The 22,397-nt window shown below is 52.6% G+C and carries 21 protein-coding genes and 1 tRNA gene; 9 read left to right on the top strand and 13 right to left on the bottom strand.

What is annotated here, in order from left to right; translation table 11 throughout:
- Positions 1-46: 46 nt before the first annotated feature.
- From K7P01_RS04735 to K7P01_RS04725, 3 genes are all read right to left on the bottom strand, one after another.
- A tRNA-Leu gene (locus K7P01_RS04735) sits at positions 47-128 on the bottom strand.
- Positions 129-204: 76 nt separating this feature from the next.
- Complete coding sequence (locus K7P01_RS04730) at positions 205-498, bottom strand: putative quinol monooxygenase (protein WP_267290359.1); 294 nt, start codon at positions 496-498, stop codon at positions 205-207.
- Between the two features lie 17 nt (positions 499-515).
- Positions 516-1,289, bottom strand: coding sequence for an SAM hydrolase/SAM-dependent halogenase family protein (locus tag K7P01_RS04725; RefSeq protein WP_267290357.1), 774 nt, complete (start codon positions 1,287-1,289; stop codon positions 516-518).
- A gap of 126 nt (positions 1,290-1,415) precedes the next feature.
- On the opposite strand from K7P01_RS04725, the gene K7P01_RS04720 reads away from it, so the two are divergent.
- Genes K7P01_RS04720 through K7P01_RS04700 form a run of 5 tightly spaced genes read left to right on the top strand, consistent with a single transcriptional unit; the run spans position 1,416 to position 7,928 of the window.
- Positions 1,416-2,375 (top strand): PhoH family protein, encoded by a 960-nt coding sequence (locus K7P01_RS04720; RefSeq protein ID WP_267290355.1) that lies wholly within the window; start codon positions 1,416-1,418, stop codon positions 2,373-2,375.
- Positions 2,376-2,399: 24 nt separating this feature from the next.
- Positions 2,400-4,481 (top strand): ComEC/Rec2 family competence protein, encoded by a 2,082-nt coding sequence (locus K7P01_RS04715; RefSeq protein WP_267290353.1) that lies wholly within the window; start codon positions 2,400-2,402, stop codon positions 4,479-4,481.
- Positions 4,482-4,502: 21 nt separating this feature from the next.
- On the top strand, positions 4,503-5,279 hold the full coding sequence (locus K7P01_RS04710; RefSeq protein WP_267290351.1) for an enoyl-CoA hydratase/isomerase family protein: 777 nt from the start codon (positions 4,503-4,505) through the stop codon (positions 5,277-5,279).
- 33 nt (positions 5,280-5,312) lie between these two features.
- A complete protein-coding gene (locus K7P01_RS04705; protein ID WP_267290349.1) occupies positions 5,313-7,223 on the top strand; it encodes a RecQ family ATP-dependent DNA helicase in 1,911 nt (636 codons plus the stop codon).
- Positions 7,224-7,241: 18 nt separating this feature from the next.
- Positions 7,242-7,928, top strand: coding sequence for a YdcF family protein (locus tag K7P01_RS04700; RefSeq protein ID WP_267290347.1), 687 nt, complete (start codon positions 7,242-7,244; stop codon positions 7,926-7,928).
- An 11-nt stretch (positions 7,929-7,939) separates the two neighbouring features.
- On the opposite strand, the gene recN is transcribed toward K7P01_RS04700, so the two are convergent.
- From recN to K7P01_RS04660, 8 genes are all read right to left on the bottom strand, one after another.
- A complete protein-coding gene (recN, locus tag K7P01_RS04695; RefSeq protein ID WP_267290345.1) occupies positions 7,940-9,595 on the bottom strand; it encodes a DNA repair protein RecN in 1,656 nt (551 codons plus the stop codon).
- The gene (locus K7P01_RS04690; RefSeq protein ID WP_267290343.1) at positions 9,595-9,819 is read right to left on the bottom strand and encodes a hypothetical protein; all 225 of its coding nucleotides are present in this window, start codon (positions 9,817-9,819) and stop codon (positions 9,595-9,597) included. Before K7P01_RS04690 ends, recN begins: the two co-directional genes overlap by 1 nt.
- Before the next feature lie 19 nt (positions 9,820-9,838).
- Positions 9,839-10,732: a type IX secretion system protein PorD gene (porD, locus tag K7P01_RS04685; protein ID WP_267290341.1), complete on the bottom strand. Its 894-nt coding sequence runs from the start codon at positions 10,730-10,732 to the stop codon at positions 9,839-9,841.
- Positions 10,725-11,924 (bottom strand): bifunctional phosphopantothenoylcysteine decarboxylase/phosphopantothenate--cysteine ligase CoaBC, encoded by a 1,200-nt coding sequence (gene coaBC, locus K7P01_RS04680; RefSeq protein WP_267290339.1) that lies wholly within the window; start codon positions 11,922-11,924, stop codon positions 10,725-10,727. Before coaBC ends, porD begins: the two co-directional genes overlap by 8 nt.
- Before the next feature lie 86 nt (positions 11,925-12,010).
- On the bottom strand, positions 12,011-12,334 hold the full coding sequence (locus K7P01_RS04675; RefSeq protein WP_267290337.1) for a DNA-directed RNA polymerase subunit omega: 324 nt from the start codon (positions 12,332-12,334) through the stop codon (positions 12,011-12,013).
- Between the two features lie 4 nt (positions 12,335-12,338).
- On the bottom strand, positions 12,339-13,151 hold the full coding sequence (locus K7P01_RS04670) for an outer membrane protein assembly factor BamD (protein WP_267290335.1): 813 nt from the start codon (positions 13,149-13,151) through the stop codon (positions 12,339-12,341).
- Positions 13,152-13,395: 244 nt separating this feature from the next.
- Entirely contained in the window at positions 13,396-14,103 is a 708-nt protein-coding gene (locus tag K7P01_RS04665; protein WP_267290333.1) for a T9SS type A sorting domain-containing protein, read from the bottom strand.
- A gap of 90 nt (positions 14,104-14,193) precedes the next feature.
- Positions 14,194-15,948, bottom strand: a complete 1,755-nt coding sequence (locus tag K7P01_RS04660) for an OstA-like protein (RefSeq protein ID WP_267290331.1) — start codon at positions 15,946-15,948, stop codon at positions 14,194-14,196.
- A 63-nt stretch (positions 15,949-16,011) separates the two neighbouring features.
- Here K7P01_RS04660 and tilS point away from each other — a divergent pair, with 63 nt between their 5' ends.
- Complete coding sequence (gene tilS / locus K7P01_RS04655; protein WP_267290329.1) at positions 16,012-17,337, top strand: tRNA lysidine(34) synthetase TilS; 1,326 nt, start codon at positions 16,012-16,014, stop codon at positions 17,335-17,337.
- A gap of 182 nt (positions 17,338-17,519) precedes the next feature.
- Complete coding sequence (gene mdh, locus K7P01_RS04650) at positions 17,520-18,449, top strand: malate dehydrogenase (RefSeq protein WP_267290327.1); 930 nt, start codon at positions 17,520-17,522, stop codon at positions 18,447-18,449.
- Between the two features lie 70 nt (positions 18,450-18,519).
- Here mdh and K7P01_RS04645 read toward each other — a convergent pair whose 3' ends face one another.
- Together K7P01_RS04645 and K7P01_RS04640 are read right to left on the bottom strand one after the other, a co-directional pair.
- Positions 18,520-18,999, bottom strand: a complete 480-nt coding sequence (locus tag K7P01_RS04645; RefSeq protein ID WP_267290325.1) for a hypothetical protein — start codon at positions 18,997-18,999, stop codon at positions 18,520-18,522.
- A 152-nt stretch (positions 19,000-19,151) separates the two neighbouring features.
- A complete protein-coding gene (locus K7P01_RS04640; RefSeq protein ID WP_267290323.1) occupies positions 19,152-21,593 on the bottom strand; it encodes a YfhO family protein in 2,442 nt (813 codons plus the stop codon).
- 140 nt (positions 21,594-21,733) lie between these two features.
- Here K7P01_RS04640 and K7P01_RS04635 point away from each other — a divergent pair, with 140 nt between their 5' ends.
- Both K7P01_RS04635 and K7P01_RS04630 read left to right on the top strand, forming a co-directional pair.
- The gene (locus K7P01_RS04635) at positions 21,734-22,066 is read left to right on the top strand and encodes a hypothetical protein (protein ID WP_267290321.1); all 333 of its coding nucleotides are present in this window, start codon (positions 21,734-21,736) and stop codon (positions 22,064-22,066) included.
- Positions 22,067-22,078: 12 nt separating this feature from the next.
- Positions 22,079-22,396, top strand: a complete 318-nt coding sequence (locus K7P01_RS04630) for a hypothetical protein (protein ID WP_267290319.1) — start codon at positions 22,079-22,081, stop codon at positions 22,394-22,396.
- Position 22,397: the final 1 nt, after the last annotated feature.

The following is a 22,397-nucleotide window of genomic DNA, read 5'->3' as shown; positions in this document are numbered from 1 at the left end:
AGGGGCAAGGCAAAAAAAAAGCTCTCAACATCTGAGAGCTTTTTTGTACCTAAGGCCGGAGTCGAACCGGCACGCCCGAAGGCACATGATTTTGAGTCAAGCGCGTCTACCAATTCCGCCACTCAGGCATTTGATGAAAGGACTTCAGCCCTTTTTGGCAAATGGGTTGCAAATATGTGGAATCTTTCTTTGGTATGCAACCGGTTACACGGTGATAAATTTTTCGAGCGAAAATGCCTCCGTACGGCCTGAAAAAAGTGGTTTTACGCGTTTCCACACGTTGCCGAAGAGTTCAGACGTGCGGTAGCGCTCCAGATCGGCGGCTTCGTGCCAATGGCTCAAGGTTGTGAAGATGTGCGGATTCGTGGCGTCTTTGAGCAATTCGAGGTGATGGCAGCCTGGGAAATTGCGGATAGCTTCCTTATTCTGATTAAAGATATCCAAAAACTCGGCGACGCCGGCTTCTGTAAAGTGCATGCGAACGATGCGTATAGTCATGGGAGAGGGATTGGGGGTTATTCCTCGAAGATGATGTTGACGGCGCTATCGTAGTCCAGGCCGAGCAGCTCGGATGCGTTGCCTTTGTAGATGCCAATCTCCAGCAAGCCTATGCTGTTGAAGACCAGGAAACATTCGCCATCGTCAGCCTGGTTGTACTGGGTATGGATGCGGCGGAATTTTTCACCGCCGAACTGAATGGTATATACCTTGTCGCGGCTCAGAATCTCGAATGCGTCGCGTGGGATGTTGGTGATGAGGTTGCCCATGCCGTCGACGCGGATCACGGTGCCGGAGATTTGCTTTTTAGTGGCCTTCACCTGACGGTCGATCATTTTTTTGAACGCCACCATGGGCTTGCCCAGGTTGGTGATCGACACCCCGCTGGCCAGCTTGGCGGCAGTAGGGGCGAAGATGTCGCGCTCGGGAAAGGTGGTGCTGATGGTATTGATGGCGTTCAACTCGACCAGTTGCTGATGCGACTTGTCGGTGATGAGGCCAAAAAAACCATTATCACACCCTACAAAAAAGTGATCTTCGAGTTGGACGGCAATGGGTACGTCGCCGCGGTTGCCAGTAGCGTCGACACCGACGAGGTGGACGGTGCCTTTGGGGAAGTCGCGGAAGACGGCGCGCAGTACAAAGGCGGCATGGCCTATGTCGGCCGGCTTGATTTTATGGCTGATGTCCTCGATGCGTACGCCAGGATTGACGCTGATGATGCGTGCTTTGATGGCCGCCACGTAATGGTCACTTTCGCCGGAATCTGTAAGAAGGGTGACGATGGCCATGGTTGATGCTGCGGCGGATATTCGTTAAATTTGATGAGGCAAAGTAAGCATTTTTACCGCATATCGCGGAAATGAACTTTGTCAAGTCGATTCCTGTATATGGTATTACTTAAACACCAAATTTAGTTGATAGAAAAAACAGTAACTCTTGATAATATTTCCCTGATCGATTTCCTCGGGGTAGAGAACAAAACTATTGATTCGCTGGCGGCCGCTTTTCCGAAGAGCCGCATTGTGTCGCGTGGAAATCAGCTCTATATCAAAGGCACGACCGCTGAGATCGTGCAGATTGACGATATCCTGAATTCCCTGATCGAGCATTACCATAAATATGGCAAGGTGACCGAAGAGAACGTACAAAATTATATCGACCACGAACAGGAGCGTATGCTCCCGGAGCATAATGCCAACGGCAACAGCGACGACGTGATCATTTACGGCACCAAAGGAGCGCCGATCAAGCCAAAGACCGTCAACCAGCAAAAACTGGTCGACATGGTAAAGGAGAACGACCTGGTCTTTGCGCTGGGTCCAGCGGGTACCGGTAAGACCTATATCTCCGTGGCCATGGCGGTGCGGGCGCTGAAGAATAAGCAGGTGAAGAAGCTGATTATCACGCGGCCGGCCGTAGAGGCGGGGGAGAACCTGGGCTTTTTGCCGGGAGACCTGAAGGAGAAGATCGACCCATACCTGCGGCCGATCTATGATGCCTTGCACGACATGATCCCGTTTGAGAAGCTGCAATATTATATGGAACGGGAGATCGTCGAGATCGCACCCCTGGCCTATATGCGCGGGCGGACCCTGAACAATGCCTTCATTTTGCTGGACGAAGCCCAGAACACGACGCCTATGCAGATGAAGATGTTCCTGACGCGTATGGGCCCGGAGTCGAAGATGATTGTTACCGGTGACGCTTCGCAGATCGACCTGCCCACGCGCCAGCAGTCAGGTTTAAAGGAGGCTGTTCGTATTTTAGGAGATGTCAAGGGTATCGGTATCCTGGAGCTGAATGAAAAAGATGTAGTGCGTCACCGCCTGGTGCGCGACATCATCGAAGCCTACCGTCGCGACGAGCCGCAGTAACGCATTTTTTGCGTACCTTCCAGCATGTACCGTTGGATTCCGTATGCATTCGTACGAATGGTTGTGTTTTTGTCGGGGGGCATTTTGTTGGCCATCCACGCGCCCGATTGTATTCCTGCCGGTACCGCTTTGGCAGCCCTGGCAGGGGTCATCATTGTCTATTTACTTTTTCTTTACTGGCCCGGCGTCACCTTTCGTCCTGTATGGCAGGGTGTGCTGGCTATGCTGGCGCTTTTCCTGACGGGCTATTTGCAAGTAGGGTATAAAACGGAGTGCCGCCGGCCGGACCATTTGGTGCAGGCGGGCGACTCCGTACAGTATTACCAGTGCCGGGTGATAGATCAGCCCGTGGCGCGGGAGCGGTCGTGGAAAGTAACGGTGGCGGTCGATCGGGTCTATACCGGCGTATGGCGCCCCCGTTCGGGTAAAGTGTTGTTATACGTGCGACCGGATGCACTGCCGGCGATGCCTGCGTATGGCGATGTGTTGCTGGTAAAAGGCCCGCCCGCCACGGTACTACCACCGGCAAACCCAGGGGAGTTTGACTTCCGGCAGTACCTGCAGTTTCAGAATATCTACCATCAACAATTTTTACAAAAGGGGCAGGTCGTTCGCATGGGGCACGCTCCACCGTCGCGGATATGGGCGCATGCATTGCAGGTGCGTCGCTGGGCTGCGCATGTACTGGCGACTCATGTCGATGGTAAGGAGCAGCAGGCGGTTGCCTCGGCATTGGTACTGGGTATGACGGACGACCTGGACCAGGGGCTGTTGGATGCCTATTCCGCTACGGGCGTTGTGCATGTACTGGCGGTTTCGGGATTGCACGTTTCTATTCTATATGTCATTCTCGGCTGGATATTGCGACCGGTGCAGCGGCTTCGCTATGGGCGGGTGTTGCTGGCGGGGGTGAGCCTGGTGGTATTGTGGGGGTATGCGTTTGTGACAGGGTTGTCGCCATCGGTGTTGCGTGCGGTGGCGATGTTTTCGTTTGTTGTTGTCGGGCAGGCTTTTCACCGGCAGGGGAATGTATATAATATGCTGGCGGCCTCGGCCTTCTTTCTGTTGTTATATAATCCTTATCTCATCATGTCGGTAGGGTTTCAGCTTTCGTACCTGGCCGTGCTGGGCATTGTATACCTGCAACCGTGGTTATATAAACTGTGGGAACCCAATGCCAGGGTTTGGGATGAGGTCTGGAAGATGACCTGTGTTACGCTGGCGGCGCAGCTGGCGACCACCGTAGTGGTTTTGTTTTATTTTCATCAGTTTCCGAATTACTTTTTGCTGGTGAATTTATTGTTGGTGCCGGGTTCGTCGATCGTGCTGGTGGGTGGTCTGGTGTTGCTGGCGTGTAGCGGGTTGCCCTGGGCGGCGGGCGTGTTGGGGAGTATTTTGACAGGGTGTATTCATTTTCTCAATAGTATCGTCACCGTCGTTGCGGCATTTCCATTTAGTGTGTGGGGTAATATTTACCTCACGCCGCTGCAATGCTGGTTGCTGCTGGCCATGGGGATTGCCGGTGCGGCATTGTTGCAACACCGTCACTATGCTTATATCGTGACGATGCTTTGCCTGGCGATACTTTTTTCAGCAAGCCGTTGGCACTATATCTTTGATGAAGTTCGCCCTGCTCGCATGACGGTTTACAAAGTACCGGGTCATAGTGCGTGGGATCTCGTGGCCGAAGGCCGTGTTAGCCTGTATGCAGATACCGCGTTAATGAAGGATGTACGGAAGCAGCGGTTTCATATACACCCTAACCATCAACGTTGCGGTGCTGCCGGTGGTGTACCCAATGTGGTAGAGCGAAGTCATGCTGTGCCCGGGGCGCGGCTGATAGTGTGGCGTAAAAAAATTATCTTGCAGATTACCGGGCCGGAGTTCCCGATGCCGGAGCGCCTGGCGGTTGATTACCTGATCATTTCCAACAATTCTTTAAAAGACCTAAAATTGCTGGCGGCGCACATAGATGCCAAACAAATCTTGCTGGACAGCAGCAATACATATTATTTTGCCACGAAGCTCCTGAACGATGCGGTGCCGCTGGGGTTGCGGGTACATTCTGTCTGGCATCGTGGCGCGTTTCAAGAAATTACCGGATAAACCATCGACCCATCCATACTTATGCAGTACGTAGACTACACGGTTGCCGATCGCATCGCGACGATCACCCTGAATCGGCCCGACAAACGCAATGCGCTAAGCCATGAGCTGATCGCTGAATTGAAAGATTCGTTTCGGCTGGCAGAGGGTGATGACGCCGTAAAGGTCATCATCCTCCGGGCTGCCGGCGAGGCATTCTGTGCAGGGGCCGACCTGGCCTACTTGCAGCAATTACGGAATTTCACCCATGCGGAGAACGTGGCGGACTCCACACACCTGAAAGAGCTATACCTGCAGATGTACACTTTGTCGAAGATTATTATTGCCCAGGTGCAGGGCCACGCGCTGGCCGGTGGCTGCGGACTGGCAGGGGTGTGCGACTTCGTCTATGCGGTGCCGGAAGCCAAGTTCGGATATACAGAAGTGAAGATTGGATTTATACCGGCCATTGTAATGGTGTTCTTGCTTCGCAAGCTGGGGGAGGCGCCGGCCCGGCAGCTGTTGCTTCGGGGGGATTTGATCAGTGCCGAGGAGGCGCGGCGGATCGGGCTGGTGACAACGGTGGTGCCATCGGCCGACCAGCTGGCGGGCGAGGTTATGGCGCTGGCCCAGCACCTGTGCCGGACGAACTCGGCCAGTGCGATGGCGATGACTAAACAGATGATGGCCCGGGTGCCCGAGATGCCGTTGGAAGCGGCCCTGGCTTTTGCCGCGGAACGCAATGCCGATGCGCGGGCATCCGCCGACTGCCGGCGCGGCATCGACGCCTTTCTGAACAAGGAGAAGATACTCTGGTAGGGTGTACGCGCCTCTTTTGTTATATTTCCTGCCGTGGAACAAGCTCTTTCCATCTTAAAACAATACTGGCAGTACCCGAGCTTTCGCCCGGGACAGGAGGAGATCATTGCATCGGTGCTGGAGGGACGGGACACACTGGCCCTCTTGCCGACGGGTGGGGGTAAGTCTATTTGCTTTCAGGTGCCTGCTATGGTACTGGACGGTATCTGTATTGTAATCACGCCGCTTATTGCCTTGATGAAAGACCAGGTAGAGCAGCTGCACAAACGCGAGATTCAGGCCGTGGCCATTCACTCGGGGCTGCGGCGCGCAGAGATCGATGTGTTGTTGGATAATTGTATTTACGGACAGGTTAAGTTTTTATATGTTTCGCCAGAGCGGCTGCATACCGAGCTTTTTGTAGCACGGGTGAAGCAGATGAAGGTGTCCCTGATCGCAGTGGATGAGGCCCACTGTATTTCGCAGTGGGGGTATGATTTTCGTCCGTCGTACATGCGCATTGCAGCCTTACGGGAGCTCCTACCCCAGGTACCGATCATAGGGCTGACGGCTACGGCTACGCCGATTGTACGGCAGGATATTGTGGAGAAGCTTGCCTTCCGGCAGCCGATGGGTGTTTTTCAACAGTCGTTTGCTCGGGCCAACCTATCGCTGGTCGTGCGGAAGGCGGAGAACAAAGAGCAGAAGCTATTGGAGATTTTGCAGAAGGTGCCGGGTGCGGCCATCTTGTATGTGCGTTCGCGCAAGGCCACACAGGAGATTAGCGAGTGGCTGGTGCGTCGGCGCATCGCTGCGTCGTATTATCATGCGGGGCTGGACTTTGACGAACGCGGTCGCCGGCAGGATGATTGGCTCAAGAATCGTACACGCGTGATGGTGGCTACCAACGCCTTTGGTATGGGCATTGACAAACCCGATGTGCGACTGGTAGTGCATTTGGACCTGCCAGAGAATATCGAGTCGTATTACCAGGAGGCCGGCCGCGCCGGTCGCGATGGAGAGCGCTCGTTTGCCACAATTCTTTATCAGGATGGCGATGTAACGAGTTTACAGTTTAAGGCTGCGCAGAACCATCCGCCGCCGGAAGTGCTTCGCCGTACGTACCAGGCGTTGGCCAATTACTACCAGCTGGCTATCGGGAGTGGTGAAGCACAGAGTTATGACTTTGACTTACATGACTTCGCCGACCGCTTTCAATTCCAGCAGGCTGAAGTATATGTGGCGTTAAAGAAGCTGGAAGAGGAGGGATTGATTCAGTTTACGGAGAGCTTTTACAACCCGTCGCATTTGCATTTTCTGATGGACAAGGCGCGGTTGTACGAATTTCAGATTGCCAATGCGCGGTTTGATCCGATTATTAAGATGCTATTGCGCCTGTATGGTGGCGAGCTGCTGGCGGGCTTTGTACGTATATCGGAAGCGTTCATCGCGCGGGCCATGAGTGCCCGCGAGGGAGATATTCGGGCGGTGTTGCAACACCTCGATTCGTTGAAGGTAGTGCTATACCAGCCCTTAAAAGACAAGCCGCAGGTGACCTTCATTCTGCCACGGCAGGATGCGGACCGCCTGCCGCTTGATCTGGGGCGGTTGGAGGCACGCAAGAAGTTGGCGTTTGATAAAGTGCAGGCTATTACGCACTACGCCCAGCAGACGGAGCGTTGCCGAATGGTGGTGATGCAGGAATACTTTGGGGAAGAAGCCATTGGCGTTTGTGGACTATGCGACGTCTGTCTGGCCCAACGGAAGGAGCAAGATGCCTCCGCGATGGAAGAGCTGCATGCTGAGATTCTAACACTGCTGCGGACAACGCCGATGAGCATGGAGGAACTGGAAGAACGTATTGCACCCCGCGATCGCGAGCTGTTTGTAGACATCGTACGCGAATTGGTAGACGGAGGCACGCTGGTATATGATGAGACCTGGAAGCTGCGACATGCGCGATAACGATTATCTACGGAGCCTATGAAAAGATTTCTCAAGATCACACTATCTATACCGTTATTTCTCGGTATTGCCTTGTTGTTGACGCATTGCTCCTTTCAACGCCAGGCGCGGAAGCTCTATGTCGAAGCGGCGAAAGAGAAACCCTTTGATGTGGTGATTGTGCCCGGTGTACCGTATGAGAAGGAGCATACCACACGGGTGATGAACATGCGCATCTTCTGGGCCAAGCATTTATACGACAGTGGCTATACCCGCAATATTATCTTTTCGGGATCGGCTGTATACAGCCATTTTGTGGAAGGTAAAGCGATGAAGATGATTGCCGACTCATTGGGTATACCGCCCGAGCATACATTTGCCGAAACCAGGGCTGAGCACAGCACGGAAAATATTTACTACTCGTGGAAGCTGGCGAAGGGGATGGGCTTTCAGAAGATCGCATTGGCTACCGACCCCTTTCAGTCAGCCATGCTGAAAAGTTTTATTCGCAAGTACTGTCCCGGGGTGAAGTCGGTGCCAGTAGTGACCGACATACTCGAACTGGAAGGTAAAACACTGCCCATCGTCGATACAGCAACGTTATATGTACCCGACTTTGTCTCTATCACCGAACGTGAGTCTTTCTGGAAACGCTTCCGGGGCACGATGGGTAACCGGATCAAAGAGGAAGTCCGTCAGGAAGAAGAGGCAAAGAAAGCGAAATAATATACCTTTCGTTATTGGGTCAACAGCTCCTGGGCGTTTTCGAGCGCAATCTTTGAAGGTTTCTCGCCACCAATCATTTTGGCAATCTCTTGTACACGATCCTGCGCTTTGAGCTCGCGGATGTTACTCATGGTCTTGGCTGCCGAGTGATCTTTATATACGAAGTAATGTGCATCGCCTTTGGCGGCTATTTGTGGTAAGTGGCTGATAGTGATGAGCTGGTGTTTCTTCGACATGCTCTTCATGAGGTTGCCCAACTTGATGGCTACTTCGCCGGAGATACCGGTGTCGATCTCGTCGAGTACAAGTGTCGGCATCGCTGTCTTTTCGGCCATGACGTATTTGATGCAGAACATGAGGCGGGAGAATTCACCACCCGATGCTACCTGTGCCAGCGGGCGCGGTGCAATGCCTTTGTTGGCGCTGAAAAGTAATTCGATTTTATCGATGCCGGACGACGAGGGCTCCGCGGGTTGGCGGTCTACAGTCAGCGTGGCATTCAAAATGCCGACCTCTTGTAGCAGCTTGACAAGCTGTGTTGTAAGCGGAGTAAATACTTTCTGGCGTGACTCACTCAGTTTGGCACCGGTAGCCCGTACGTTCTTTTCGGCAGTTTCAAAGGCAGCTTTCACCTTGGCCAGTGCTTCGTCGAGGTTGCCGGTAATGCTGTTCTTTTCTTCCAGACCGTTGCGCAGGACGATAAGCGCCGATACATCGGCGACGCCATGTTTTTTGATCAGGCGGTAGAACAGGCTCAAGCGCTCTTTGATCAGCTCGGAACGCCCGGGATCAAATTCGATAGTCTCTTCTTCACGTTCTGCTTCGTTTAAGATGTCATCCAGTTCAATGATGACGCTGTCAAGGCGTTGCAGCAGTGTAGTATACTGCTCGGAGTAGGAGGCGATGTGTTGCAGGTGGCCGCGGGCTTCGCTTAGGCCGTTGCGCGAGGCATACTCTGATGTCGAGAGCACAGCCAGGAAGCCCTGGAAGCGACTTTTGATCTCTTCGGCATGCTCCATGATCTTAAGCTCCGATTCGAGCTTTTCTTGCTCATTGCCTTCTTCCAGCGCCGCTTTGTTCAGCTCCTCGAGTTGGAAACGGATATAGTCGGCTTCCTGGCGAAGGGTGTCAGCCTCGTCGCGCAGGTTTTCGTATGCTTTTTTGGCTTTGGTATAGGCGGACCAGTCTTCGGCGTACTTGTCGGTAAGCGTGTTGTTCTCGGCATAGGCATCGATCAGCCGCAGTTGAAAGGCCTGGTTGCCCAGCGCCAGGGTTTCGTGCTGCGAGTGTACGTCCATGAGCAGGCCGCCGAGCTTTTTCATTACCTCGAGGGTAACGGGGGTGTCGTTGATGAACGCGCGGGATTTGCCGCCGGGGCTGATCTCGCGTCGGATCACCGTGGTGTCGTCGTAGTCGAGGTCTTCGGTTTTGAAGAACGATTTCAGCCGGTAGTGGCGGATGTCGAAGACGCCTTCGGTGACGCATTTTTCCTGTTCATCCCACAGCACTTTGCTTTCTGCGCGGTTGCCCATGAGCAGGCCCAGGGCGCCCAGCATAATGGATTTACCGGCACCAGTCTCGCCGGTGATAACGTTGAGGTGCGCAGACGGCTCGAGCTCCAGGTGGCGGATGAGAGCGTAATTTTTAATGGTCAGGTGCTTCAGCATCAGGCGTTCGTATCGAAGTAGAGTTCTGTCAGGGTAACAAACGGGTAAGTCGTTTTCTTCAGGCGCATGTTTTGGAGGGTGATGCCTGTGGCGTTTACACGCTCCAACGTGCCGAATACAACCGTGCTATCCATAAGCACAATATTAATTTGTTTGCCCACAAATTCATCGATTCTTTTTCGGATTTGCTCCGGATCGCTCAGGCGAAGCTGTTTGGTACCCATGGAATTGTAGTGCGGAGAACTAGTTCTGAATAATCTTGTCGTAGTTGGTACCCGAGGGGTCGAGCGTTTTGATGACGTCGTACGCCTCGCGACGCACGGGTAGATTACCCGATGAGAATATGTTTACCAGCTCTTTGTTTTTGGCGTCCAGGAAGCTCACCAGCAGCACGGCCGTAGGGTTTATATCGCGCACCTTCTTGATGTCTTTCAGGCCTTTGAGTATAACCTCGCGGCTTTTGTCAGGATCTTTGTCAAAGATGTCGAGCGCAAGGCGGTGGTATGCATAGTAAGCCTTGCGCAGGTCGTTCATCTGCGGGTTATTGAGGTTTTCGACGATCCAGTAACGGTTACGGTTGCTGCCCAGTGAATTCCACCCCTCGCGGTTTGACTGCTGCGCGTTGTTTACGACCTGGCGCGCTTGCTGGAAGAACGGTGTGCCACCCATCTCGCTAAAGGTGTCGTAGTCAATGCCGATGATGAGATACGCGTACATCGCCAGCATGGAGGTGAGGTTGTTGGTAAACGTGTTGTCGTTGTATTCCAGCGGCTGCGACTCGATATAGTCAAACTGCCAGTCGCGGTCGGCGAAATTGAATACCAGGGTCGAGTAATTGGAATTATATACCGGTCGTGCCGACTGTACCTGCACCGAGGCCTCAAAGCTGGTCGGTGAGTTCATTTTCGTGATCGTAATGAGGATATTGCAGGCGATCTTCTCGTAGTTCTTGTACGTATCGTTCGTCCACTTGCGCGTGTTCATGAACTGTTCGATCGCTTTTTTCATGTCGGCGAAGACCGTGCGGTCATTGCTCTGTGCACCGGTGGCGTTAATGGAGACGGTGCAGGCCAGTTCCTGGCCTTGTGCGACAACGGCCCAAAGAATACAACCTGCCAGGAGTGCTTTCTTAATCATGCAGCTTTTCAATAATGGCGTTGACAATATCCAGCGCTACATCCTTCTTATCTTTAAGTTCGAACGTCCGCACGCCGTGTTTATGATCGAGAATGGTGACTTTGTTCGTGTCGTGCCCGAAGCCGGCGCCTTTGTCGTTGAGTGAATTTAACACAATGAGGTCAAAATTCTTGGCGTTGAGCTTTTTCAATGCATTTTGCTGCTCGTTTTCTGTTTCGAGTGCAAAACCCGCCATGATTTGCCCGGGGCGTTTCACCTGTCCCAGCGACGCTGCAATATCGCGTGTTTTGGTCAGGGCCAGGGTGAGGTTTCCGTCGGCCTTCTTGATTTTCTGTTCAGCCTTCTCTACGGGCCGGTAGTCTGCCACGGCGGCAGCCAGTACGGCGATGTCGCTTTCGGCGAAAAGCGCAGCGCTGGCGTTGTACATGTCTTCGGCCGACACGACGGGAATTACCTTGATGTTGGGATGTTGCGAGCGTTGCTGCGTCGGACCACTCACCAGGTTTACGCGGGCGCCTTCGCGTGCAAAAACTTCAGCCAGTGAGAAGCCCATTTTCCCCGTGGAATGGTTGCTGATAAATCGCACCGGGTCAAGCGCCTCTTGCGTAGGACCTGCTGTGATCAGCACGGATTTCCCGTGGAGGCGGCCTGAGGCCTGAAAGAACTTTTGCAGCGCATCGAGAATCTCTTCAGGCTCGGCCATGCGTCCGTGGCCGGTAAGACCGCTGGCCAGTTCGCCATAACCGGGTGCGAGTATGGTGTTGCCGTAGGTATGAAGCATTGAGAGATTGCCCTGTGTAGCGGGGTGTTGCAGCATGTCGAGGTCCATGGCGGGGGCCAGGAAGACTGGACAGCGTGCGGAGAGGTATACAGCCAGCAGCAGGTTGTCGCAGAGGCCGTGGGCCATTTTGGCTACGGTGTTGGCGCTGGCGGGAGCGATGACAAGGGCGTCGGCCCACAGACCGAGGTCGACGTGGTTGTTCCACTGACCAGTCTCGTCACGAACAAAGTCCGTGAGAACGGGATTTTTTGAGAGGGTTGAGAGCGTCAGGGGCGTGATGAAATCGCCGGCTGCGGGGGTCATGACGACCTTTACCGTCGCGCCGGCCTTCACCAGCAGGCGTGTGAGCATCGCCGACTTATAGGCGGCGATGCTCCCGCTGACGCCGAGTACGATTTTTTTGCCTTGCATGCGCCGGATCTCGTTACAGGTTGACCGTTATTCGTTAACGGCTGCTATTGTATTACAATCAACAGATAACGATTAACGGCTCGCGCTTAGTCTTGTTTGAAATCAGTTTCAATGCCACGACGACGGAAGGTCAGGTCGCCATCGAGGAACTCGTCGGTAGCGATATTGGTCGGCTTCGGCATGCGCTCGTAGAACTTCGAGATCTCGATCTGCTCGCGATTTTCGAATACTTCTTCGAGGTTGTCTACTGTTGTCGCGAACTCAGCAAGTTTGTTGTTGAGCTCTTCTTTCATGTTTATGGCGATCTGACGGGCGCGTTTCGAGATCACTACGACAGACTCGTACAGGTTGCCGGTTGCAGCTGCGATCTTTTCTACGTCGCGGGTAATGATGGATGATTGAACTGCCATAGTATTATGTATTTGTATTTTTGAATTTACTAAGTTTTTCCAGGCTGTCGGTGTAGAACTTTTCAGCATCGCGCAGGTATTTGCCCTCCGGATACTTGTCGATATAATCCTTGTAGTGATCGACTACAGCCTTGTACCGTTCCGCCTGCTTGGAGTAAATGCTTTGCTGGGCCAGCTTATACTCGGCCGAAACGACCAGAAATGAAGCCTGCTCCAGGTAGTGCGAATCGGGAAAGTTATTTTTAAAGTTATTTAATGCCACAATCGCTGCTTTATAGCTGCGCATGCGGTAGTACTGGTACGCGTTGTTGAAGCCTTTGGTTTCCAGCTTGGCTTGCGTCGTGAAAATTACCTCTACGGCCTTTTCGCGAAAGGTGCTGTTAGGATACCGGTTCAAAAACTCCTGCATGGCGGCCATGGCATTGATCGAGTTGGTCTGATCCAGGTTTGCGTCGGGCGAGGAGGCGTATTGCGAATATGCATACATGTAGCGCGCTTCTTCGGCCAGGGTGCTTCGTCCGTAGGTTTCATAGAAGGTTTTAAACTGCTCCGAAGCCAGGAGGTACAGCTTGTCGTAGAACTGGCAGTACGCCAGGTAAAACTGCACTTTCTCGCCTTCGGGTAAGCCCCGTACTACGGGCAGAATCTGTTCGTACAGCACGGAGGCCCTGTAATACTCCTTCTTATCGTAATAAACCATGGCGGCCTCGTACTTTACCCGCCAATCCGGGCTTTTTTCAATTTTCCGGAACTTGCTGCATGCCGCAACGGCCAGAAGAATGACGAGAAAGTATGAAGCTACTGATAGTTTTCGCATAAGCCCGCAAATATAATACAAGTGAAGAGAACAGAAAAACGCCTTTCTGCCCGTTTTAAGATGTCGGAAATGATAAAAAAGTTCTTTTTAAAGCGCTTTTGGCGGCTTCGGACAGTCCGGCGATCATTATAATAGCTTCGATATAAGGTTACTATAAGTCAGCCATAGCTTTGGTATAGGTATGGCATAGGTATGGTGGTAGCTTTGGTATGGGTATGGCCCTCGTTGAGGTGGGGGAATCCGATTACTTCTTCACAATCAGCTTGCGGGTCATAACGCTCTCATTTTCAAGGTATAGCGTGATGAAGTAGATGCCGGCGCTCAGCTCATCGGTGCGCAACCGCACACGATTTTCTGCGCTGGAGAGTGGATAGAGGCCAACAGGGTTGCCCAGCAGGTTGTGCATGATGATCTTGGCTTTTACCTGCTCGCTAAGCATGCTGTAGTCGATGTAGGCGTTGTTGTCGGTAACAGGGTTGGGATAAACGTCGTGGATGGTGATAAAACGGGATGAATACAGGTCTTGTTTCTCGGGTTTTTCGTCTACGGCGAAGTTGACGCGGAATTCGACAGTATGGCTGGGGTTGGAACGGCTGAAGGCCAGGTAATGCACCGAGCTAATGCCGGGCACGAGTCCTGCTTCTAACGCAACCTGCAGGCTACTAAGCGTTTGTCCAGGCTCAACTTTGATGATGTAGTCTTCGACTTTTTGTTCCAGGCAGTTTTCGCCTACGCAGAAGAAGTTTTTCTGGGTGCTCCCGATCTGGCTATCGATCTTTCTGATGATCAGCGTAATAGGCTTGTCGGAAGTGTTCTTAAAACGGATGGGGGCTTTGATCGTTTCGCCGATGAGGCCGCGATACGTGTCTTGCAGGGCGACGACCTCGAAGCTCTGACCGGAGGCAAACCGGGAAAGCAGCGCACAGATCGTCAGCAGTAGAAATTTTCTCATAGGCCCCGCATCGTCTACAAAAGTTAAACATTATACGGGAATCTCATACTAGCTGGACAACTTTTTCGTTGGGCTTTGCGAAATTTTAAATTACAAACGTTTTCGATCTTCGGTTATCGCAATAGTATCGCTTTTGGCGCGAGGCCTGACCACTTCTTTTTTGTCGATGCTTGACCCGGGTAACGGTTTGACCAGGCCTTCACCTACAACCTTTTTGTCTGTTATGGTGGCGGTGTCGCGTTCTACGCGGGGGGGGGGCAATTCTTTTTTGTTAACACTTGTCGCCTTTTTGGTACTGATTGATGGGACTTGCGGTTTTACAACGTCTTCACGGGCAGGCTTCTCCTTGCCGCGCCACTCAAAGCCTTTGAGCTTCGTGTCTTCAATCTTGAGCTCGTGCGGTGGAATAACACTGGCCTCGGGCTTTTTGTAAAAAGTAAGATTATTCACTTTGCCTTGCTTGAAGCGGATCATGATGTTACTGCAAATGATCTTGTTCATGCCCGATGAGACGTTGGTCTTCTCGTCCAGCAAGAAATAAAGGCTCTCGCCGTTACCTTCTACATACACATGACTGATCTTCTGGTCACGGAAGTAAGTGGTCATGAGCCGCCCTTTGATCTGGTTGTAATTTATCAACGTATCGCGCGAGATCACAAAGGAGTTCGCCACCATATGGATGCGGTCGATGGTATTATTCTTCATCACCGCGCGAATGGAGTCCGCGGTCATTTGATTGCCTTCTGACCAGAGTACAGGCTTTTCATAAAAGTAGATGGTGGAGTCGATGGCGCGATATTCAACAGAATCGGCCAGGCCCTGCATGTCGCGTTTATAGATCTTGACGTTGTTGTATGCCAGCAATCTTTTCCTGGCGGGGTCGGGACTATCGATCGATACCAACGTATCGGCTGACATGAAGAGGGTGTCGCCGTTGTCGGCCACCTTGGCGAGGTAGGCGTTGTTGTAGACTTTGGCAATGCCTTTGGTTCGGTAATAATCGGCGGCCTGTCCGTAGATGATAAGACTTTCTTTTTTATAGGTCATCACCACATTGCGCCGGAAAAGGTAGCGTTTATGAAAGTCGTCCAGCTTGTAGTCTTCGGCGTCGAGCGTGTAGTCTTGTGTTTCCGCTTGACCGAGCTTAAGGTCTGAGCGTTTGGTGGTGGTTTCGTAAAAGCCACTTTCGTACACAATGGTGCTGCTGTCACTGCGTACTACGTTGGTGGGGCTTACGAAATAAATGGTCTTGCTTCGCGAATTATATTGAAGGCTGTCGGCCGTCATGGTATAATCCGGGTTCTTTACGTCTACGTTCTTTTTGAAAGATGCGAGGTTGTTGGATACGTTGTAATATCCGCGTACGCTGGTGAGGGTGTTGACACTATCGACCAGGCGGCCACCGGTTTTATAGTAGGCGAGATTCCGGTTGCGGTCGAAGTCGAGGTATTCGGTGTATAGCGTGGCGGTTGCAAGCTTGGTAAAGACAACGTTGTTGCGCAGGCGTGCGAGCTTGGTGTTGCCATCGTATTCCAGCTTGCGGCCGGTGATGGTCACGGAGTCACCTTCCAGGATGCGCACGCGGCCGAAGGCCTCTACATAGTTTCTTTTTTTGAAGAAATAGGCGGAGTCGCAATAGATAGTGGTTTTGTTCTGGGTCATGATAACATTGCCCAGCAGGCGGTCAAAACGTTCGTCGCCCAGGCGGCCGCCGCGTAGTTTGTCGGCCTGTTTGAGATGGACGCGCTTTTGGGCCAGCAGCGGGCTGCCCATCAGCAGAAATCCTGCTAACAGCAACCAGACGATCCGGGATCCCCGGCGGGCGATGCTTTCCGAGTTTTTCATGATGCAAGCTACAAATGATCTGTCATATGGGCACGAATAACTATAATCGTACCTTTGAAGCCCATGCTAGAGCAATTTCTGAACCACATTCGTGAACATCGCCTGTGCGGCCCGGCCGATCGCATTTTACTGGCGGTAAGCGGGGGAATTGATTCCGTTGTTATGCTGCGGCTTTTCCATGAAACGGGGCAGCCTGTCGCCGTCGCGCACTGTAATTTTCAGCTGCGGGGTGAGGCCTCCGACGGCGACCAGCAATTTGTAGCGACACTCTGCCACGACCTGGACGTACCTTGTTTTGTAAAGCGTATGGATACGGCTGCCTATGCCGAAACCGAGGGGCTGTCGACACAGCTCGCCGCGCGGGCATTGCGGTATGCCTGGTTTGAAGAGGTAAGGGTGCGCGAGGGCTTTGATCGCATCGCTACGGCACATCATCTGAACGATGCCCTCGAAACAGTTTTGCTGAATTGGACACGCAGTGCGAATCCCGATGGCCTGGCGGGTATACCTGTGCAGCAGGGTGTCATTATTCGGCCCCTGTTATTTGCTACCCGCGCCGCAGTAGAAGCATACGCGGCATCCAAAGATTTCGCCTGGCGCGAAGATGCCAGCAACCAGACCGATGACTATGCGCGCAATTTTATACGACACCAGGTCGTGCCGCGTTTGAAGGAATTAAATCCGTCGCTGGAGCAAACCGTGTCGCGCGGCCTGGCGAGTATGGAAGGGGTATTGTCGCTAGCAGCCGCAGGCCTCGAACACTGGAAAACCATATACACTACTGCGGCGGGGAACCGTATCGCTATACGCAAAGCTTTTGCGGCAGCGCCACACGCGGTGGCCATCCTGGCGCGTTACCTGCGTCCTTTTGGATTTCATTATAGTCAGTGTGAAGATATGGTATACGCCTTAGCGGGGCAGCCTGGCAAGCAGTTCCTGGCAGAAGCCTATACCGTCATGATCGATCGCGAAGCCCTGATCCTGACACCGCACAGGGCCGCGTGGGACGTGGTAACGTTGGCTACGGAGCACCAGCATGTGGTGTTGGGCGATTGGACGCTCGCGGTGGAAAGGAGTGAGGCCGGCCGGCCGCTGATGGGTGGTGCGTGGCACGCCACGGTGGACGCCGATCGCATCACCTTTCCCATTACCTGGCGCCGGTGGCGTGCCGGCGATGTATTTTACCCGTTGGGCATGAATCATGGTAAAAAGATCAGCGACTTTCTGATTGACAGCAAGGTGGCACGTGCGGACAAGGCTGCTGTGACCGTGTTGGAAGCCGGGGAACGGATTTTTTGGGTGGTGGGGCATCGTCTGGACGACCGGTTTAAAGTTACCGCGGCGACCAAACAGGTGCTGACGTTTACAATCCGCCCGCACATTTTATAGAATAACCTTTTTCTTTTGGCGCGTGGAGTGATAAATTCGCCCCGGTTTATTTGGAGCGTAATTCCTGCCTTTACCCTAAAATTGCTGATTATCAAAGCGATATTGGTTCATCTGTCCCCGTTTAGCACCCGGATCAGCGGCGTATTTTTCATCGATTTTCCAACACTAAAAATTATATCCATATGAAAGTAACAGTAGTAGGCGCTGGCAATGTGGGCGCTACGTGTGCCGATGTGCTGGCCTACCGCGAGGTGGCTAACGAGATCGTGCTGATAGATATCAAAGAAGGTTTTGCCGAAGGCAAGGCCCTGGATATCTGGCAGAAAGCTCCGATCGACCTGTATGACAGCCGCACGGTCGGCGCCACCAACGATTATTCGAAATCGGCCAACTCGGATGTGGTCGTGATCACTTCCGGTCTGCCGCGCAAACCGGGCATGAGCCGCGACGACCTTATCGGAACCAACGCCGGCATCGTGAAGTCGGTGACAGAAAATGTTGTGAAGCATTCACCGAATGCCATCATTATCGTCGTCAGCAATCCGCTGGACGTAATGACCTACCAGGCACACATCACTTCCAAATTTCCACGTAACCGCGTAATCGGCATGGCTGGTATCCTGGATACAGCGCGTTACCGCGCATTCCTGGCAGAAGCCCTGAACGTATCGCCGAAAGATATCCAGGCTATCCTGATGGGTGGCCACGGCGACACGATGGTGCCGCTGCCGCGCTACACGACAGTGGCGGGTATTCCTGTTACAGAGCTGATCGACAAAGACAAGCTGAACGCTATCCTTGAGCGTACGAAAGTGGGCGGTGGCGAGCTGGTAAAACTAATGGGCACATCGGCGTGGTATGCGCCGGGCTCTGCAGCTGCGCAAATGGTAGAAGCGATCGTAAAAGATCAGCGTCGCGTATTCCCGGTTTGTATCAAACTGGAAGGCGAGTATGGCATTAAAGATTGCTACCTGGGCGTACCGGTTATCCTCGGTAAGAACGGTGTTGAGAAAGTTATCGAGCTCGATCTGAACAGCGAAGAAAAAGCACTGCTCGAAGCCAGCCGCAAGGCGGTGAAAGAAGTGATGGATGTGCTGGAGAAGCTCGGCTAATCACTTACTAAGCTTTTTAAACAATAAGAAGGCCGTTTCTTTCCGGAAACGGCCTTTTGTTTGTGCAGCACTATTTGCCGGTATACGTTACGATTACGGTGTAATAGTAGGTTGTACCACCCACCTCTACGGAAATGTCTTTGTCTTCGCTTTTCAGTTTCAACTGTGAAGCCGACATGCTCTCCACGATATAATCTTCAGTATCACCAAATGTTGTAGTTGTTAAGATCTTCTCGCCGTCTTTCCACGCCCATGTACCTGTATATCCAGTTGCATCACCGTCACAATTATCTTCGCCGGGTGACTTTGTGTAAATGTTGTCTGTGCTATAGGTTTCGATGTCGTCTCTCTCACACTCATACAGTTGAGCATCTGTTATGTCTTCATATTCATTGGCCATTCCTGCCTCGATTTTTAATATGGTCCATTTTTTTGAGGTTAATACCTCCGTACGGTTGATGTCTTCACCGTCGTCATCGCTACACGACGTAACAAGGGCAAGCATAGAGAATGCCACTGCGATAGAGAGGATTGAATAGATTTTTTTCATGAAGGATAAAGTGTTTATTTGGTTATAGGGCAAAAATATAGCCCTTCACGGGCTGTATTTCTGTCTTAACAAACCTCACCTGCCGCATGTAATGAAAACCTCAATTGTACATACTTGGGTCCAGTTGTACAAAACGGCGGTCCGGTTACCGGTTATATATCCTCACGGCGCAAGCTCCAGCCAAGGCTGCCCAGCAGTATCAATACGGTGAGCCACGTGGAGGCCATCATCACTTTGTTGCCTACTGTATACGGAGCAGGCTCGTAGCGGAATTCAATGGTGTGATCACCCGCCGGCACAGCCAACGCGCGCAGTACATAGTTTACTTGTAGGATAGGCACTTCCTTGCCATCGATAAAAGCCCGCCAGCCTTTGGGATAATATATTTCCGAAAATACCGCCAGGCCGCTTTGCGCCGAGTGACTTTGATACTTCAGGTAGGGTGGCTTGTGTGTCACGATTGAAATGGTGGCCGCACTGTCGTATCCAAATTCGGGCACTGTCACGGCAGCGGTGTTGACTACGGCCGTCGTTTTTGTGTCGGTGTCGCACAGTGTCGCCAGCTCTTCGGCAGGTGAGTTGGTCTTCTTTACATCCCGTACAAACCATGCAGGACCATTGGTCTGTTCGTTGGGAATGATCTGGTTGGCCTGCTGTCCATACACCATGTATTTTACGTTCAACATGTTGATGACTCCGTACGGCCGAAAGTTTAAATCGCCAGCCCGGATGCCTTGTATCAACGCGACGGTTTGCTGCGATAAGCAGGAATCGTACAGGTCCTGGTAGCGGCGAAGCTTGGCGCCGTGGTAGCCGCCCACAGAGTAGTGATAAAGCGCTGTACGGGCTTCGCTGGTAAATGCACCGGGCTGAATGTTGTACACGCGGTAGTACGACGTATCACGCCGGATGGCCTGGTCGGCGGGCGTCATTTCGGGTGCAGTAGTTTCACGCTTGCGCACGTAGTTGTCTTTCGTAAAGTAACGGCGGTCTACGAGGCTTACGTCGAACACAATCATGATGGCTACAAAAGCATAGAATCCGGCCGGTACTTTTTTCCATACGGCAAAGTATAGCATGATAAAGAGTGCGGCAATAAACGCGAATGACCGGAACGCATCGCTGCGGAACAGGCTCTTGCGGTCATCGATCAACGCGCCGGTAAACCACGACGGCAGCTGTTCTTCACCTGCGCGGGTAAAGCTGAACGCACCGGCAAAGAGCAGCAACAGCAGGCACAGCCCCCCCGTGGCGCCAAAGGCGATGAGCAATTTCTTTTTCGCGACTTTGTCCAGCCCTGTTTCCAGCAGCTTTTCAACGCCCAGCACGCCCAACAGGGGCAGTGTAAAGAGTGTGATGGTCAGCGCAAAAGTGACGGACCGGAATTTGTTAAAGCCCGGTACGTGGTCGAATAAGAAATAGTTGAATGCGCCAAAGCTGCTGCCCCAACTGAGCATGATGCCGAGGATGGCGGTGGGCACAAGCCACCAGATGTATCTACGATCGGCAAAGGCCAGGCCGACGGCAAACAAAAAGATGATGGTAGCCCCGGCGTAATAAGGAACAGTATAAGATTGCGGTCCCCAGTAGCCGGACGTAAAGTTGGCCAGTTGGTTGGCGGCTTGCTCATCGCCCGAGCGAGCCAGGGCCTGGTATACTTCGCTTTTGCGATCACTCACTAAATAATTGGCAGCACTACCGCCGTAAAAGTTGGGCATTAGCATCATAAACGGTTCCCAGATGCCATTGCTGGCGTCGAAGGCGTATTCACGCGTAAGACCGGAAGCACCTTGCGTCGAAGGCGTTGCCAGGTCGGACTTACCACGGATGGAGTATGTGCTTTGTTCGGTCACACCCCACAGTTGCCCGATAAAAGTACCGGCGGCAATAATGGCAGCAAGGATCAACAGTGCCGTAGCAGTCAGAAAACCGGCGATTTTTTTTTCACGCAACGCGAAGATGAGCTGTACGACCCCGTAGAGCAGTACAATGAGCATGAGGTAAAATGTTACCTGCAAGTGATTCTCCTTCAATTCCAGGGCTATTGCAGTGGTGGAAAGGCCAAAGCCCAGTAGCCGTCGGCCGGAGTAGGCCAGGTGTATACCCGCGATGACCAGCGGCATAAACGCGATGGCGCCGATACGGCCGTTGTGGCCGGCGGCAAGCCCGACGATCATATACGATGAAAGTCCGAACGCAATGGCCGCCCCGATGGCGAGGTAAGGCCGTACGCGGAAGGCCAGCAGCATGATGTAATAGGAAATGAACGCGATGAAGATGTTGGCGTAGGGGTGGGCCAGCCCAAGTGACAATGCCTTCTTCAGAAAGGTAATGGGGTAGTTGCTCCAATGTACGTTGACGAGGTATGCGGGCATGCCGCTAAACATATTGTCGGCCCAAAGCCCCTCCTGGCCGGTGGCTTCGCGGTAGTCGCGCAAGGTCTTGGATGAGCCCTCCCATTGCTGGATATCGTATTGCGACAGAACCTTGTTGTCGAAGAAAAAGGGGCTAAAGAATACGACGGTAACCAATAGGAACGCGGCGATGGCAACGATGTGGGGAAGAACGTGCCGGGCGAAGTTGATTTTTTTCATGCAGGCGGATTATCGGTGCAAAATAGGAAGGATTAGCTAAAAACCCGCGCCCGGCTTACAGGTTCGTCCGGCAGGTTTGTCCATCGGTCGTAGGTACATTAGCGGTTTTCATTATATTCGCCCGAACGTCACTTATCGATATGGAAGAAACTACTTCGGATCTACTGAGAGCACTGCCGGCTCTTTTTGGAATATTGTTTCACGTAGCGCTGCTGGCCGTGCCGCTTTATTGTGTCATCAAACGTCCAACGGCGCCGGCGTACGTGATGCTGGTGGGTGAAGCGGTGGGCATACCCAGCGCATTTTTCTCAGCGTGGTTCGGCGTGTGGGGTATACATGCAAATCTGCCGATGGAAGAAATCTCCCGGTATTTTGGTGTCATGGGTGTTATCTCGAACATTGGTGCGCTGATGTTTGCCTGTGGCTTTTTACTCTTCCTGCACGATGCATTAAGAAAGCGAGTGTCTATATAATACCTGTTACCTATGGATGAATATCAACTCTTTGCCCTTCTTCCCCAGTCTATTGGCGTGATTGCCAACCTGCTGATAGTGGGCGCTACGGTGTACGCCATTGCTACACGACCATCGATCGCTACGGGCCTGATGCTATTCGGTGCATTTGCACGATTGGTGTGTGGCCTATTCTTCTCTGTTGGAATCTATTTTTTTGACAACGACTATGAGCGGTACGCCATGGTGGGGATGCCTTTTCAGATCCTGGCCTACTTGGGTGTCGTCGCCTTTTTTGTGGGCTTTTTTGTGTTTGCGTACCAGTTGTTCTCTACTCCGGCAGAAGTGTAAT

It is taken from the genome of Parachryseolinea silvisoli, assembly GCF_021190955.1.
GTDB classification, from domain to species: Bacteria; Bacteroidota; Bacteroidia; order Cytophagales; family Cyclobacteriaceae; genus Ohtaekwangia; species Ohtaekwangia silvisoli.
Note: the sequence above shows the minus strand (reverse complement) of the source record. Positions and strands in the feature narration are given on the sequence as shown.